This is a genomic window from Arcticibacter sp. (assembly GCF_045629565.1).
In the GTDB taxonomy this organism is placed as follows: domain Bacteria; phylum Bacteroidota; class Bacteroidia; order Sphingobacteriales; family Sphingobacteriaceae; genus Arcticibacter.
In genome coordinates, this window is sequence record NZ_JAZQRL010000063.1 from 1 (window position 1) to 13,098 (window position 13,098).

A 13,098-nucleotide genomic window follows, 5' to 3' on the forward strand; every position below is an offset into this window, starting at 1 on the left:
CAAAAAGTCGGACTCATGTGGGGCTTTTGTCGGCTTGATAGCTGGATGAATTAGACGCTGACCAATTAAAATACCAACAAGTAACAATCTAACTGCAACCGATTGCATATTGGGTTTTTTTATTAATTTGCAACAGTTCGCTAACCAGTTTATGAGCCAGGAGAAAATAGTTACCATTTATGATATTGCTGAAAAACTTAGTTTATCTCCTTCGACTATCAGCAGGGGGCTTCAGAACCATGCCGCCGTAAATGCAGTGACGAAGAAGAAAATCTTTGATACTGCGAACGAAATGGGCTATCGGTTTAATACGTTTGCAAGAAATCTCCGCAGTAGAAAAACAAATACTATTGGTGTCATCGTCCCGCGTTTGAATAGTTATTTCATCTCAGCGATGCTCGCAGGCATTGAAAAGGAAGTGAACGGAGCCGGTTATAATATGTTGATCAGCCAATCGCTTGAATCGCAGGAAAAGGAGGCAGAATACGCGGAAACGATGATGCACAACCGTGTCGATGGTCTTATCGTTGCCTTGGCGGCAAACACCACCAGTCTTGCCCATTTTCAGCCTTTCTTCAAACACAACATACCTTTGCTGTTTGCAGATCGGGGCGTTGCCGGAAACGAGTATACCAAAGTGGTTATCGATAATTTCAAAGCAGGTTATGAAGCAGCTGTTCATTTGGCAGAGCAAGGATGCAGCCGCATTGCACATATTACCGGCAATACGACCCGGGACGTTTATTCAGAAAGAAGAGACGGTTATAAACAGGCACTGAAAGATAAGAAAATTGCTTTCGATGAATCACTTGTCTTTGAAACTGACCTGACGGAAATTTCCGCCATGAAAGTGATGAACCGGATCTTGAAAATGGATGTGTTACCCGACGGGCTTTTCGTTTCGAATGATTTCTGCGCGGCGATATGTCTGAAGACTTTAAAGCAGGCAGGATTGAAAATTCCCGAAGATATGGCCATTGTCGGTTTTAATAATGACGCTACTTCACGCATTACTGAACCCGCCTTGTCTACGGTAAATTATCCCGGCCAGGAAATGGGAGAGGTGGTGGCCAGAAGGCTTATTAGCCAGCTCAATGCTGCTAATCCATCACCGGAAACTCTTGTACTTAAATCAGAATTAATAGTAAGAAGCTCTTCCCTTAGAGGAGTGGTATAAACCAATTGTAACCTTTATGAAGAAATTAGTATTCGCATTGATCATTTTTTTAATGAGTGTCGGCCACAGCTTTGCAGAAAGCGGGTATCGCTTGTGGATGCGGTATGATCAGATTAATGATGAAGCCTTAAGAACGCAGTATCTTAAGAGCTTGAATGGTATACGTATTGATACGGTATCACCAACATTGAAAGCAGCGTCTGATGAACTGGGGAAGGGTTTGTCCGGTTTGCTGGGAAGAACGCTGGGCTTATCCTCAACGGCCAGCATCGAAGCAGGCTCGGTTGTTGCCGGAACGCCTGCCTCTTCCGCCCTGATCAGGGGGTTGAAGCTACAGGCGCTGGCCGGATTAGGGGACGAGGGTTATTTGCTGTCATCCACGGTGCATAACGGCAAGGAAATTACCGTTATCGCCGCCAATACGGACATAGGCGTTTTATACGGCTCCTTTCATTTGCTCAGGCTGGTTCAGACGCAGCAACCTGTCGTCAAGCTGAATATCGTTGAAAAGCCTTTGCTTAAGCATCGTGTGCTTAATCATTGGGATAACCTCGATCGTACCGTCGAACGTGGTTATGCAGGTTTTTCTCTTTGGAACTGGCACCTTCTGCCGGGATACCTTCAGCAACGCTATATTGATTATGCGCGTGCGAACGCCTCTGTCGGTGTTAATGGTACCGTATTAACTAACGTTAACGCCAATTCTCTGATCTTGACGGAAGAGTTCCTGCCAAAAGTAGCGGCAATCGCTAACGTCCTGAGGCCTTACGGAATAAGGGTGTATCTTACTGCCCGGTTCAGTTCTCCCATCGAAATTGGCAAGTTAAAGACAGCCGATCCGCTTGATGAGGGCGTAAAAAGGTGGTGGAAAGATAAAGCGGATGAGATATACAGACATATTCCAGACTTTGGCGGCTTTTTAGTGAAGGCCAATTCAGAGGGGCAGCCGGGCCCACAGAACTACGGTCGTTCTCATGCTGAAGGGGCAAATCTGTTAGCAGACGCACTGGCGCCTCATAATGGTATCGTCATGTGGCGTGCTTTTGTGTACAGTCATGAGGTTGCAGAAGACCGCTTTAAGCAGGCATACAATGAGTTTAAGCCTTTAGACGGCCAGTTCAGAAAAAATGTTTTGGTACAGGTTAAGAACGGACCTATCGATTTCCAACCCAGAGAGCCTTTCTCTCCGCTTTTCGGAGCTATGCCCAAAACTCCGCTGATGATGGAGTTTCAGATCACACAGGAGTATCTGGGTCAAGCCACACACTTGGTGTACCAGGCTCCTTTGTATAAAGAGGTGCTCGATGCGGATACTTATGTGAAAGGCAAAGGGTCAACCGTTGCCCGGATTATAGACGGAAGTGTGGACAAACACGCTTTATCGGGTATCGCCGGTGTGGCCAATATAGGGGATGACCTGAATTGGACGGGACATTTGTTCGGACAGTCAAACTGGTATGCTTTCGGACGGCTGGCCTGGAATCACCAGCTTAGCTCGGAAAGTATCGCTGATGAATGGACAGGAATGACCTTCTCTAACGTTTCCGAGTTTAAGGTTTCGTTGAGGGATATGATGATGAAGTCGAGAGAGAACCTGGTAAACTATATGACGCCACTTGGTTTGCACCATATTATGGGTTGGGACCATCATTACGGTCCGGCTCCGTGGATTAAAGATAAGCCACGAATGGACTGGACTTCGTTCTATTATCATAAAGCGGATAGTCTGGCTATTGGGTTCGACCGTACAGCGAGCGGCAGCAATGCACTTTCACAATACAGCCCTCAAGTCAGGAAGTTTTATGGTGATTTGAAGACCTGCCCACCGGAATATCTTTTATGGTTTCATCGGCTGCCTTGGTCGTACCGGATGAAGACTGGCGAATCGCTTTGGGAAGCTTTATGCCAACGTTATCAATCGGGCGCCGAATCCATGGATCCTTTAATTCAGGGTTGGAATGCTTTGGCACCTTATGTGGATCAGGAACGGTTTGATCAGGTAAGAATGCTGCTTGCCATACAAAAAAAGGAAGCTTGGTGGTGGCATGACGCTTGTCTTGCTTATTTTCAATCGCGCTCTGGCCTGCCGTACCCGCAGGGAGTAACACCTCCCAAAGAATCGCTCAAATTTTATGAAAGCCAGCATTTTCACTTCGTGCCGGGTATCTGAATATTGAGTATGTTCCACGTGGCTAGTTAGGGTGTAGTGGGGTTATGTAGAATCAACGTCATGTGGTAATGACCGGTCACAATCGAAAAGGAACCGCCGGTCTTTGCAGCTTCTTTGAACCGAAAGAGACTTTTATTAACCAGTTATTTATAACCGTTGAAGATATGAACAAAAAAAAGCAATTGGCTTTGACTTTGGCAGTCAGTGTGTTGCTAGCTGCCGGATGTCAGAGCAGTGGTGGTAAAGCGACTGCCCAGCAAGAAACTAGCAGAGTAGATACAGGCAAGTATCTTTCTCAACCTCTTGTTAATAACATGTACACTGCGGATCCGTCGGCTCATGTATTTAATGGCAGGATTTATATCTATCCGTCCCACGACGTAGATTTTGGAACACCGCAATCTGTAGGTGGTGATCATTTTGATATGCGTGACTATCATGTGTTCTCGATGGATAGCATTGGTGGCAAAGTGACAGATCATGGTGTAGCCTTGTCACTGCAAGATGTTTCCTGGGCACAAAGACAGCTTTGGGCGCCCGATGCCGCATTTAAAAATGGCACTTATTATCTATACTTTCCAGCGAAAGACCCCGAAGGTATCTTCCGGATAGGAGTAGCGACTTCGAAGTCACCTTCGGGGCCTTTCAAGGCAGAGCCAAAGCCTATTGAGGGAAGCTTCAGTATAGACCCGGCGGTTTTTATAGATGAAGATGGTGTCTCCTATATGTATTTCGGCGGAATATGGGGCGGTCAGCTGCAGAAGTGGGAAGGAGGAAAGTTTAATCCAAAAGGGTCGGAAACGGATCTGCTGAAAGATGATGCCCCAGCTCTTGCTCCGAAGGTCGCAAAAATGAGTGCTGATATGTTGAGCTTTGATGGAGCGGTGAGGGATGTGCAAATTCTGGATAAGAATGGAAAGCCTTTCCTGACAAAGGATCACGACAAGCGCTTCTTCGAGGCTGCCTGGATGCATAAATACAATGGCAAATATTACTTCAGCTATTCCACGGGCAACACTCATTTTCTTGCGTATGCAACCGGAGACAGTCCTATGGGCCCCTTTACTTACCAGGGAGCTTTTATGAATCCTGTGCATGGTTGGACCAGTCACCATTCTATCGTTGAGGTTAAAGGCAAGTGGTATGTTTTTTACCATGATACCCAACTATCGGATAAGACTTATCTGAGAAATATGAAGGTAACGGAGCTGAAGCATGCAAAAGATGGTTCAATCGAGCTGATCGAGCCTTTGCGAATAAAGTAGTGCCTATAGAAGGGCATTAAAGTGGGCAATCCGATCTCTAGGGTTAAAGAATTATCGCTCGGTATTAAACAAATGTCATCAAAGTGTGTATTTACAAAAAACAGTACTTGCTATGAAGAGATTTTGGATATTGTTGGTGCTATTGCAATTACCGGGGCTGATTTTCGCAGGTGATGAAAATGGTATATTGGGTAAGTGGGCGGATCATAAAGGAGAGGCGAGGGTGTTGATCTATAAAAAGGGGGAGCAGTTCTTTGGAAAGCTGTACTGGCTTAAGGATCCGTATGATAAGGATGGCAATGTTCGGAAGGACGAGAAGAACCCGGAGCCAGAGAAACGTAACAGGGAGCTGGAAGGATTGGAAATCTTAAGAAACTTTAGCTATCATAATGGTGTGTGGACAGGAGGTAAGATTTACGATCCACGTTCGGGCAAAACCTACGACTGCAAACTTTCTTTGTCTGGCGACGGAAAACTGTCGATAAGAGGATACCTGGGCTTTAGTTTTATTGGGAAAACGGAAACTATGGTAAGGCTTTAAAAAAATAAGGGCAAAAAAATAAGCTCTCGATGGGCGAGAGCTCAAACTAACCAATTATAAACCTAAATTATTGAAAGGAGCTGTTAGAGAAGGAGTCGAACCTTCAGGAAGTTTATCCTGTTTCACCACTCTACAGTGTTTAAGCATTTATTTCCTTTTGCTTGATACAAAGATAGTATCAGATATGATTTCTTGCAAATATTTTAATCAATCTTTTTAATTTTTATCGATTTTATAATGTAAATCGATACCGATTACAATCTTTTTAATCTCAACCCGCCAACTAATCTCCAAATTGAGACTTTATCAACTGAGATTTCTTGCTTCGTTTAGTTATTAACGGGTCAAATCGATATATTAGTATCCAGCTGGGTCTTTTAAGCAAACCAAGCACGCGTATAACCGTTAATAAATTAATATAAACAAAATATTATGATAAGAAATGCAACAGCTGTCTGGAACGGATCAGGCAAGGATGGAAACGGTAGTCTAACCACGCAAAGTACCGTATTAGATAATACACAGTATTCTTTCAATTCACGCTTTGAGGAGGGAATAGGAACGAATCCTGAAGAGTTGATAGCTGCGGCGCATGCCGGCTGTTTTACCATGAAGCTCAGCTTTGTTTTAAACGAAAAAGGTTTCACCGCAGAACAGCTCAGTACTCGTTGTAATATCACCTTTGAAAACGGCGCCGTTACCAAATCTCACCTGGTTGTTGAAGGATCTGTTCCTGAGATTTCTGCAGATGAGTTTCAGGCTGCCGTGAAAGATGCGGAAGAGAATTGTCCGATCAGTAAATTGCTAAATACGGAGATCTCATCTGAAGCTAAGTTGCTAAGCTAAAAGAATACACATAAGATAAGAAGAGCGGATTTCTAAAGGAGTCCGCTCTTCTTCGTTAAGCGCTTATTTCACCTGTTTATTCCGGGTGTTTACCGAGAATTCCATTGGTCTGGCCTAATGATCATTTGCCCGCTGCCTGCAAGAAATTACTTTTGATTCGTCAATTAATAATTTAACAGAATTAAAATGGAAAATCAACGAGCAGGATCGGGCATAGCCGGCATTTTACTTATAGCATTCGGGACCCTTCTTTTAGTACATACGCTGGGAGGGAGCAATATTTTTCCTGGTTGGCTTATCAGCTGGCCGATGATCCTGATCTCCATTGGGGTGATCAGTGGTGTTAAAAACCATTTTAGCAAGGCGGGTCCATACTTATGTATCGCAACCGGTATGGCATTCCTGGCAAGCAAGATTAACCCCAGCATCTTTTCGGTTGAACTAGTCGTCCCCGCAGTACTTCTCGCAATCGGTCTCTACCTTCTATTCGGTAAGCATCGGAAGTGTGATCTTGGCTCGCATTCCGAAGTTTAACCGGCAGGATAAACTTACATTTCTATGGATATTTTCCTGGTTCTTTCTGGCTACCTTTGCCGCCATAAAAAAATGATATGAACAGACTTTTTACTATATTATTTTTGCTTGTTTCGCTGAGCCTGTCTGCGTCTGAGGAGCGTGATAAGGTCAACCCTGAGACGATTGAGACGATAGGTTCTGTGAAGGTGTCTCCAACTTTTGTTAAGCCGAAATGGGAAAATCTTAACAGAGGCTTGGCCGACAGTGTGCTTACGCGCCCTGTTGTTCAAGTGCCTTCAATGAGGAAGCAATCTAAAAGATACAGGCCGGCTTCTGCGCCAGGCCTGCAAAAAAAACTTAACTGGGTGTTCGCTTACTAGCGCACTCAGTCTCTCTTCTCTTTCAATATGTCACGTATCTGAGTAAGAAGTATTTCTTCTTTACTAGGCGGAGCAGGGACAGCTGGGGCAACATCCTGTTTCCTTTTCATTGAGTTTATCGCTTTCACGATGAGAAATATGCAGAATGCAACAATCAGAAATTGAATCAGGGTATTTAAGAACTGACCATACTTAATAGATACTGCTGCAATTTTATTTGCCGTATCTCCTTCTTTAAGAACCAATGCCTTGTCGGCGAAATCAATGCCACCTGTGAGGTATCCTATCGGGGGCATAATAATATCGTCAACCAATGACGTGACGATTTTTCCAAAGGCAGCTCCGATGATGACACCGACTGCGAGGTCTATTACATTACCTCTAACCGCAAATTCCTTAAACTCTTTAACGATACTCATGCTGTTTAATTTAATGTTCGTGAATATTTAAGTTAAATTGAACTTTTGCGTGAAAAGCACATCGGTTCAACGAGAAGATTCTGTGCTGGCTTCTTTAGTACGTTTAATGAATTTTTTCTTCTTTTTCTTTTTAACACCGTTTGTGGACGCCTTGAAAACTGGTTCTTCGCCAATCTCAGGAGGAAGAGGTATATGCGGAATAGGCCTGCCGATAAGTGCTTCTATACTGGCAAGTTTACGTACATCTTTTTCATTTACAAATGTAATGGCGGTTCCGGTGGTCTCTGCGCGGGCGGTTCGTCCAACGCGGTGAATGTAGTCTTCTGCATCACCCGGCACATCAAAGTTCAAAACCAGGCTGGTGCCTTCGACATCTATACCCCTGGAAATCACGTCAGTTCCGATCAGTACTCTCAGCTTTCTGTTTCTGAAAGAAAGCATGATTTCTTCACGCTCAGACTGGTCAAGGTCTGAATGAAACGGCTTTGCCTGTATATGTATTGCTTTAAGCGATTTGTAAAGTGCTTTTACTTTTTCTTTGGTAGAGGCAAAAATGATTACGCTCTGATATTCGTTTTTCTGAAGCAGCAAGGTGATCAAAGGGATTTTTTGACTATCGGCCACTTTATAAATTTGCTGGTCGATGCCCGCTGCCGGCTGCGAAACAGCCATCGTTACCTGTTCAGGCTTGTTAAGAATGGATGTTGCAAGCTTTCTGATTTTAGGCGGCATGGTCGCTGAAAACATCACCGTCTGCCTTTTTTCAGGAAGAAAGCTAATGATGCGCATGATATCATCCAAAAAGCCCATATCCATCATCCGGTCTGCTTCATCGAGAATCAGACATTCCAGATGTTCGGCCTTGAAGGTTCCTGAGTTGAGATGAGCAATCAGTCTGCCTGGTGTAGCAATGACAATATCAACGCCGTCCTTTAAGGCGCGCTGCTGCTGTCCATATACAATGCCGTCACCTCCGCCGTATACGGCTACCGAGCTAATGCCTGTAAAATAGCCGAGTCCTTCCACCTGCTGGTCAATCTGTTGAGCCAGTTCACGTGTTGGGGCAAGGATGAGTGTATGCGTGTGTTTTTTATCAGTTTTTGATATGCTATTTAATACAGGGAGCAAATAAGATGCGGTCTTACCGGTGCCTGTTTGGGCGCAGGCAATCAAATCTTTCCCCTGAAGAATTAAGGGTATTGTTTGCTGCTGAATGGGGGTGGGTTCTTTATAACCCATACTTAGAATGCCGTCAAGCAGTTGCTCTTCGAAATTAAAATCCTGGAAAGTCAATATATGTTGTATTATTCATTGCCAAGTTAAATATAATTTTCAACAATTTATACTTTGATAAGTACGGGAGAAAGCGGTAACTTGAGCTCCTAAACGCATGTTCGAGATGAAACACTATTTTATAGGCCTGGCCATGCTTGCGCTTTTATACACTTCATGCTCCAGTTCCCAACAGAATAAGGAGGAAGACACTGCTCTTAAAGAGCTTGCAGCACTAAAAACGAGGATTGACAATATGATGTCTGACAGTACGCTTCAGGTACTGGTTAAGGTTAAAGGCAAGCGTGAGCTGCAGATAGTAGAGGGCAGGGGGTATCCAAGAGATATAGAGACTACTTACAATTTGCTACGCGATACGACCGGAAAAGTGTTGTTTATTTCTGAAATGCCTTACAATGCAACGAGTGAGTGGTTTATTGCCTATAAAAGTTATTTCGATACTGACGGTAAGTTATTTGCGTTTCAACGACAGAACAACTTTTTAAACAATGGTTGTACGCACGGCGCCGCCATGGAAAACAGCATCGGGTATTATAATAAGGAATTTTTGCTTATTGATTCCTTGTATACGATAACTGATACTTATAAAAAGCCGCTGGATAAAAAAGCCTGTAAGTTCCCCTATAATTTTAAGTACACCATTAGCAAGACGCTGGATGAATATCTGGCAGCTAAGAACATAAAACTGGCTTCACTTAATAGGGTCCAGGGTGTTCTTTCCAGCCGACATAGCGAAATAGCTGAATAATGGATTGCCAGGAATTTAAGATTAACGGAACTATCCGGTCATGCTGCTTACCCAACGCGACTGTTTGATTTGGGTTTCCGTGGTCGAGTACAGCTCTGCCTTTATTTCGTCCAGGGTGGTTTGCAGGGCCATGACATCTTGTTGTATGGACTCATGCTGAACGGTGAGGTAGTCCTCACTTAAATTCATTAGTTCTTCAATTGTAGCTTTCAGGTTCGCCTGGTGGCAGAATATTTTGCTCAGGACGGCATTTTTCTTCCGATCTAGTGAATTGATTGAACAGTTGATCAGCTGGATCTTATTGATCCGGTCATCGTTAAGCTCATCGCCGAAAAATTTCAGCATCAGTTTCTTTAGAAACTTGACCTCATCCTCGAAGAAATCAATGTATGAAAGCCAGTTTCTTGATGAAAGATAGAGTCCTTGGATGTTGGAACCTGTCCCTGCCGGTGATGTTGTTTCCGCTCTCATAATATTGATATTAAATAATGATAAGTATAAAAATGAGGTTATTTTTGCCGGGTAAAAATGACATAAGTCATTTAACTTGCTGATATAGAGAATAAACAAAAATGTAATGAAAAGAGTCGTTTTAAACGGATTACTCGTCGGAATTATCTTATTTATAATGAGCTACGGAGGGCTCTTCCTGTCAATCAGGTTCTTTCCGGAATTGTTCCTGGACTACAACAACCCATTATTTAACTCAGACGGGAGCCGTGATGTTCTGTTTTATCTGCACGCCTTTATCATCAGCCTGGCTTTGTCATGGTTTTGGGACAGGTTTAAAGGGCTTTTCGGGGGTAACTTTGTATTAAGGGGAATCGAGTTCGGCTTTGTGTATGGGCTGGTAGCGCTACTGCCGGTCATGTGGATTACGTTCAGTGCGATGGATATCACAGTTGTGATGGTTGCCAGCTGGTTTATTTATGGTTTACTGCAGGCCACTGTCGCTGGAATTGTTTTAGCTAAAACAAACCCTTAGATGTGCCGGCTCAAGGATGCATGCTAGCTAAGCGTTTTGAGTGTCAGCTTAAACTCGACGCTTAGTTTATTATCTGTCTGGATCATTCCACCCAGCTTCCTTGGAGGAGTAAGTCCGAAGTCGGAAAAATTAACATCCCGCTCGCCTAAGAGCTGGATGTTTCGCTGATTATCCAGCTTGAATGTGTAATCAACCGTAAAGCGTTTTACTTTGCCGGCGAGCTCGATGTCAACCGTTCCTTTTATTTTACTTTCTCTGGAGCTCAGTGCCGGAAATTTTTCCAGATTTATAAAGCTAATTTTCAGTTGAGGAAATTCTTTTGCTTTCAGCGTTTTGCGAAGGTCGGCTGTCATGACGGCATGATGACAGTCGAAAAGCTTCACACTGAGACCGAGCCTGCCTTTCAACGGCAAATTACCTTCTTGAATCTGATTTTTATACACCAGTATGGTGTCTGAATTGCTATATCCGGTGATATCACATTTAAAGGTATTAATGTTTGTTGTGCCTTTCACTTTCAAGGACCCGCCATTCATTACCACCCAACGAGTAGGTGCCGGAGCGGACTTGTGAAGCGTAAAGCTACACAGCAAGGATATAAAAAGGGTGAGTGAATATATAGATAGGCATTTCATGTAGTATCTCTTAGTCTTGACGAGTCCAGAGCGCTGCAATAATAAAAAATAAAAGTCAGGTTGAAGGTTCAACCTGACTTTGTTAAGTTCAAAAGAACCGTTTACTAGAATCCTACAACAGCCTGGATTACGTAGCCATTAAATTTGCCACCGTTTCTGTAGTCTGTTACTGCAAAATCTTTATATTTCTGGTTTACATATTCGCCTTTTAATAGTACGTTTCTTGTAAGGAACCAGCCAGCTGCGAAAGATGCACGGTCAATTTTGATATCTTCAGGGCTTCCTACGAGTTCTGAGGTTACTGTGTTATAGCGGGCACCGATGAAAACATTTTCTTTTTGTCCAAATCTGTACACTCCTTCGATCGCGAATTGTTTAGCGTCTCTTGAATCAGCCTCTGATTTTGATCTTCCTTTCGCGATTTCGTACGTTCCGAACACTTCCAGACCGTAGGTTTTAACAAATCCATTGAATTGGAAAGCATCGATTTTCTTGGTGAAGCCCGGGTTAAAGCGACCAGAGAAAGCTGCAGAAGCATAAGTTGGTGCAGGATTGATAGGGGCTCCGGCCACTGTCGAGATTTGTTCCATCACCATGAAGTAGTTTGAACCTGTGCGGTCTCCACCATATAAGGTGTTTCCGTTGTTACCTGCACTGTTATTATGGTAGAATGATCCTGCAACGCGGATGCGTACATTCTCGTCAACCTGTGCGTCGTATCCGATCTTACCATAGATGGAAGGAGATTTACGCAGGTTGTCATCTACGATATTTCCTTGTGCATCTCTGCCGGCAGTAACGCTGTCGATGTTTCCTTTGATCAATCCGTTAGATACACCCAGCATTCCGAATGCATTACCCTGGCGTACATAAACTTCTCCACCGATTTCTGTTGCGAAGGCATCCATGATATAGTTCTCCACAAAGGGGTTTTGCAGGGTTTGTCCACCATCTGATCTGCGGAAGTGCTGATCACCATAGTTAATCTCGGTATGTCCGATTTTGATGGTTGTGATCTTCATGATATCATCCCAGATTTTTCCATTAAAAGGAAGCTTGTCAAACTGAATATAACCACCTTTTACCCACGTTTCGTTATGGTGACGGGAAGACAAATAGCTTGTCAGGTTCAGACGGATACCATCAGCTAGCTGCACATCCATGAAAAGGTTGGCGTTAGCAGTATTAAATCCAGGGCTTATTTTATACAGATTGTTGGCAGTGTTTTCATGCTTCAATCCCTGGAAAGACTGAGTAAAGCCTGCTCCGAACTTCACCTTCAATCCGTCGAATTCAGTAAGCGTATCTTTAGGAGCTTCGAAGACATTTATTCCGCTTTGGTCATAGGCTCTCATGTTAGTCCAGTTCCTGTCCTGGGCATTCACAAGCGCGGGGCTTATGAATATTGCTGCTGCGGCAGCTTTTTTTGCAATTGATAGTAAATTAGTTCTCATTGTATTTGGTGTTTACTTGTGTATGAATGATTGAAGGTTTATTTTTTTAGCTTCAACGTGTAGATTACATTTATTTCATCGGCTACTTTCAATGCGCCCAGCATGAAGGAAGGAGGTTGTATACCATATTCGCTCATTTTAATTTTTCTCGTGCCGCTCAGGGAAATGGAACCATCTGCATTTTCGCTGGCCTTTCCTTGTACTGTAATGTCTTTTGTAACACCAGCTATGGTTAGAGCACCTGTGCCTTTTACTATATCTCCGCTAACAGTGGCTGAGTTTAATTTGAAAGCGATTGCAGGGAATTTATCGGCCTTCATGGCTTTGTGGGCTCTGCTATTAAGTAAGTCTTCTTTGCCTTTCAAGTTTTTTACCGCTATGTTGAAAGTCAGCGCTTTTACATCGGTAAGATCCTTTCCAGTCAGGGTGACCTGAGCATCGCCGGCTATGGTATTGGTTTGCATGGTCCAGTCATGGATATTGGATGTTCCGGCTACTTTGATTTCTGATCCCGGAGCGATCTTGTATGTTTGTGCGGCACTACGTTGCGTAAATGCGACTGTGCTGAGGGTAAACGCAAGAAGAACAAGGATCTTCTGGAAGTTTTTAGTGTAATGTGTGTTTGTTGCCGTTTTCATTTTTCTATTTTTATGGTGTTGTAACTCTTGT

15 protein-coding genes are annotated in these 13,098 nt (G+C 43.6%); 9 read left to right on the plus strand and 6 right to left on the minus strand.

What is annotated here, in order from left to right:
* The first annotated feature begins 151 nt into the window (after positions 1 to 151).
* The 7 genes from ACKI5J_RS07965 (at position 152) to ACKI5J_RS07995 (ending at position 6,895) form a co-directional block, all read left to right on the plus strand.
* Positions 152 to 1,177, plus strand: coding sequence for a LacI family DNA-binding transcriptional regulator (locus ACKI5J_RS07965; RefSeq protein ID WP_407428279.1), 1,026 nt, complete (start codon positions 152 to 154; stop codon positions 1,175 to 1,177).
* A 16-nt stretch (positions 1,178 to 1,193) separates the two neighbouring features.
* Positions 1,194 to 3,347 (plus strand): alpha-glucuronidase family glycosyl hydrolase, encoded by a 2,154-nt coding sequence (locus ACKI5J_RS07970; protein ID WP_407428281.1) that lies wholly within the window; start codon positions 1,194 to 1,196, stop codon positions 3,345 to 3,347.
* 164 nt (positions 3,348 to 3,511) lie between these two features.
* A complete protein-coding gene (locus tag ACKI5J_RS07975) occupies positions 3,512 to 4,612 on the plus strand; it encodes a glycoside hydrolase family 43 protein (RefSeq protein ID WP_407428283.1) in 1,101 nt (366 codons plus the stop codon).
* 112 nt (positions 4,613 to 4,724) lie between these two features.
* Entirely contained in the window at positions 4,725 to 5,153 is a 429-nt protein-coding gene (locus ACKI5J_RS07980; RefSeq protein ID WP_407428285.1) for a DUF2147 domain-containing protein, read from the plus strand.
* Positions 5,154 to 5,585: 432 nt separating this feature from the next.
* Positions 5,586 to 5,999 (plus strand): OsmC family protein, encoded by a 414-nt coding sequence (locus ACKI5J_RS07985; protein WP_407428287.1) that lies wholly within the window; start codon positions 5,586 to 5,588, stop codon positions 5,997 to 5,999.
* A gap of 186 nt (positions 6,000 to 6,185) precedes the next feature.
* Entirely contained in the window at positions 6,186 to 6,533 is a 348-nt protein-coding gene (locus tag ACKI5J_RS07990; RefSeq protein WP_407428289.1) for a LiaF transmembrane domain-containing protein, read from the plus strand.
* 77 nt (positions 6,534 to 6,610) lie between these two features.
* Complete coding sequence (locus ACKI5J_RS07995) at positions 6,611 to 6,895, plus strand: hypothetical protein (protein ID WP_407428291.1); 285 nt, start codon at positions 6,611 to 6,613, stop codon at positions 6,893 to 6,895.
* Between the two features lie 5 nt (positions 6,896 to 6,900).
* Here the strand turns inward: ACKI5J_RS07995 and mscL are convergent, their stop codons facing one another.
* Positions 6,901 to 7,314, minus strand: coding sequence for a large-conductance mechanosensitive channel protein MscL (mscL, locus tag ACKI5J_RS08000; protein WP_407428293.1), 414 nt, complete (start codon positions 7,312 to 7,314; stop codon positions 6,901 to 6,903).
* A 66-nt stretch (positions 7,315 to 7,380) separates the two neighbouring features.
* Positions 7,381 to 8,607, minus strand: a complete 1,227-nt coding sequence (locus ACKI5J_RS08005) for a DEAD/DEAH box helicase (RefSeq protein ID WP_407428295.1) — start codon at positions 8,605 to 8,607, stop codon at positions 7,381 to 7,383.
* A gap of 106 nt (positions 8,608 to 8,713) precedes the next feature.
* Here ACKI5J_RS08005 and ACKI5J_RS08010 point away from each other — a divergent pair, with 106 nt between their 5' ends.
* Positions 8,714 to 9,355 (plus strand): hypothetical protein, encoded by a 642-nt coding sequence (locus ACKI5J_RS08010; protein WP_407428297.1) that lies wholly within the window; start codon positions 8,714 to 8,716, stop codon positions 9,353 to 9,355.
* A gap of 30 nt (positions 9,356 to 9,385) precedes the next feature.
* Here ACKI5J_RS08010 and ACKI5J_RS08015 read toward each other — a convergent pair whose 3' ends face one another.
* Positions 9,386 to 9,826, minus strand: coding sequence for a hypothetical protein (locus ACKI5J_RS08015; RefSeq protein ID WP_407428299.1), 441 nt, complete (start codon positions 9,824 to 9,826; stop codon positions 9,386 to 9,388).
* A gap of 106 nt (positions 9,827 to 9,932) precedes the next feature.
* Between ACKI5J_RS08015 and ACKI5J_RS08020 the strand changes: the two genes are divergently transcribed.
* The gene (locus ACKI5J_RS08020; RefSeq protein WP_407428301.1) at positions 9,933 to 10,340 is read left to right on the plus strand and encodes a hypothetical protein; all 408 of its coding nucleotides are present in this window, start codon (positions 9,933 to 9,935) and stop codon (positions 10,338 to 10,340) included.
* 23 nt (positions 10,341 to 10,363) lie between these two features.
* Here the strand turns inward: ACKI5J_RS08020 and ACKI5J_RS08025 are convergent, their stop codons facing one another.
* The 3 genes from ACKI5J_RS08025 to ACKI5J_RS08035 form a co-directional block, all read right to left on the minus strand.
* Positions 10,364 to 10,975, minus strand: a complete 612-nt coding sequence (locus tag ACKI5J_RS08025; RefSeq protein WP_407428303.1) for a YceI family protein — start codon at positions 10,973 to 10,975, stop codon at positions 10,364 to 10,366.
* A gap of 104 nt (positions 10,976 to 11,079) precedes the next feature.
* Positions 11,080 to 12,429, minus strand: a complete 1,350-nt coding sequence (locus tag ACKI5J_RS08030) for a hypothetical protein (RefSeq protein WP_407428305.1) — start codon at positions 12,427 to 12,429, stop codon at positions 11,080 to 11,082.
* A gap of 38 nt (positions 12,430 to 12,467) precedes the next feature.
* Positions 12,468 to 13,067: a YceI family protein gene (locus ACKI5J_RS08035; RefSeq protein ID WP_407428307.1), complete on the minus strand. Its 600-nt coding sequence runs from the start codon at positions 13,065 to 13,067 to the stop codon at positions 12,468 to 12,470.
* Positions 13,068 to 13,098 lie beyond the last annotated feature (31 nt).

Bases quoted from the DNA above. Each gene is read 5' to 3' on its own strand.
- ACKI5J_RS07965 (WP_407428279.1), top strand. From the start codon at position 152: ATGAGCCAGGAGAAAATAGTTACCATTTATGATATTGCTGAAAAACTT.
- ACKI5J_RS07970 (WP_407428281.1), top strand. From the start codon at position 1,194: ATGAAGAAATTAGTATTCGCATTGATCATTTTTTTAATGAGTGTCGGC.
- ACKI5J_RS07975 (WP_407428283.1), top strand. From the start codon at position 3,512: ATGAACAAAAAAAAGCAATTGGCTTTGACTTTGGCAGTCAGTGTGTTG.
- ACKI5J_RS07980 (WP_407428285.1), top strand. From the start codon at position 4,725: ATGAAGAGATTTTGGATATTGTTGGTGCTATTGCAATTACCGGGGCTG.
- ACKI5J_RS07985 (WP_407428287.1), top strand. From the start codon at position 5,586: ATGATAAGAAATGCAACAGCTGTCTGGAACGGATCAGGCAAGGATGGA.
- ACKI5J_RS07990 (WP_407428289.1), top strand. From the start codon at position 6,186: ATGGAAAATCAACGAGCAGGATCGGGCATAGCCGGCATTTTACTTATA.
- ACKI5J_RS07995 (WP_407428291.1), top strand. From the start codon at position 6,611: ATGAACAGACTTTTTACTATATTATTTTTGCTTGTTTCGCTGAGCCTG.
- mscL (WP_407428293.1), bottom strand. From the start codon at position 7,314: ATGAGTATCGTTAAAGAGTTTAAGGAATTTGCGGTTAGAGGTAATGTA.
- ACKI5J_RS08010 (WP_407428297.1), top strand. From the start codon at position 8,714: ATGAAACACTATTTTATAGGCCTGGCCATGCTTGCGCTTTTATACACT.
- ACKI5J_RS08015 (WP_407428299.1), bottom strand. From the start codon at position 9,826: ATGAGAGCGGAAACAACATCACCGGCAGGGACAGGTTCCAACATCCAA.
- ACKI5J_RS08020 (WP_407428301.1), top strand. From the start codon at position 9,933: ATGAAAAGAGTCGTTTTAAACGGATTACTCGTCGGAATTATCTTATTT.
- ACKI5J_RS08025 (WP_407428303.1), bottom strand. From the start codon at position 10,975: ATGAAATGCCTATCTATATATTCACTCACCCTTTTTATATCCTTGCTG.
- ACKI5J_RS08030 (WP_407428305.1), bottom strand. From the start codon at position 12,429: ATGAGAACTAATTTACTATCAATTGCAAAAAAAGCTGCCGCAGCAGCA.
- ACKI5J_RS08035 (WP_407428307.1), bottom strand. From the start codon at position 13,067: ATGAAAACGGCAACAAACACACATTACACTAAAAACTTCCAGAAGATC.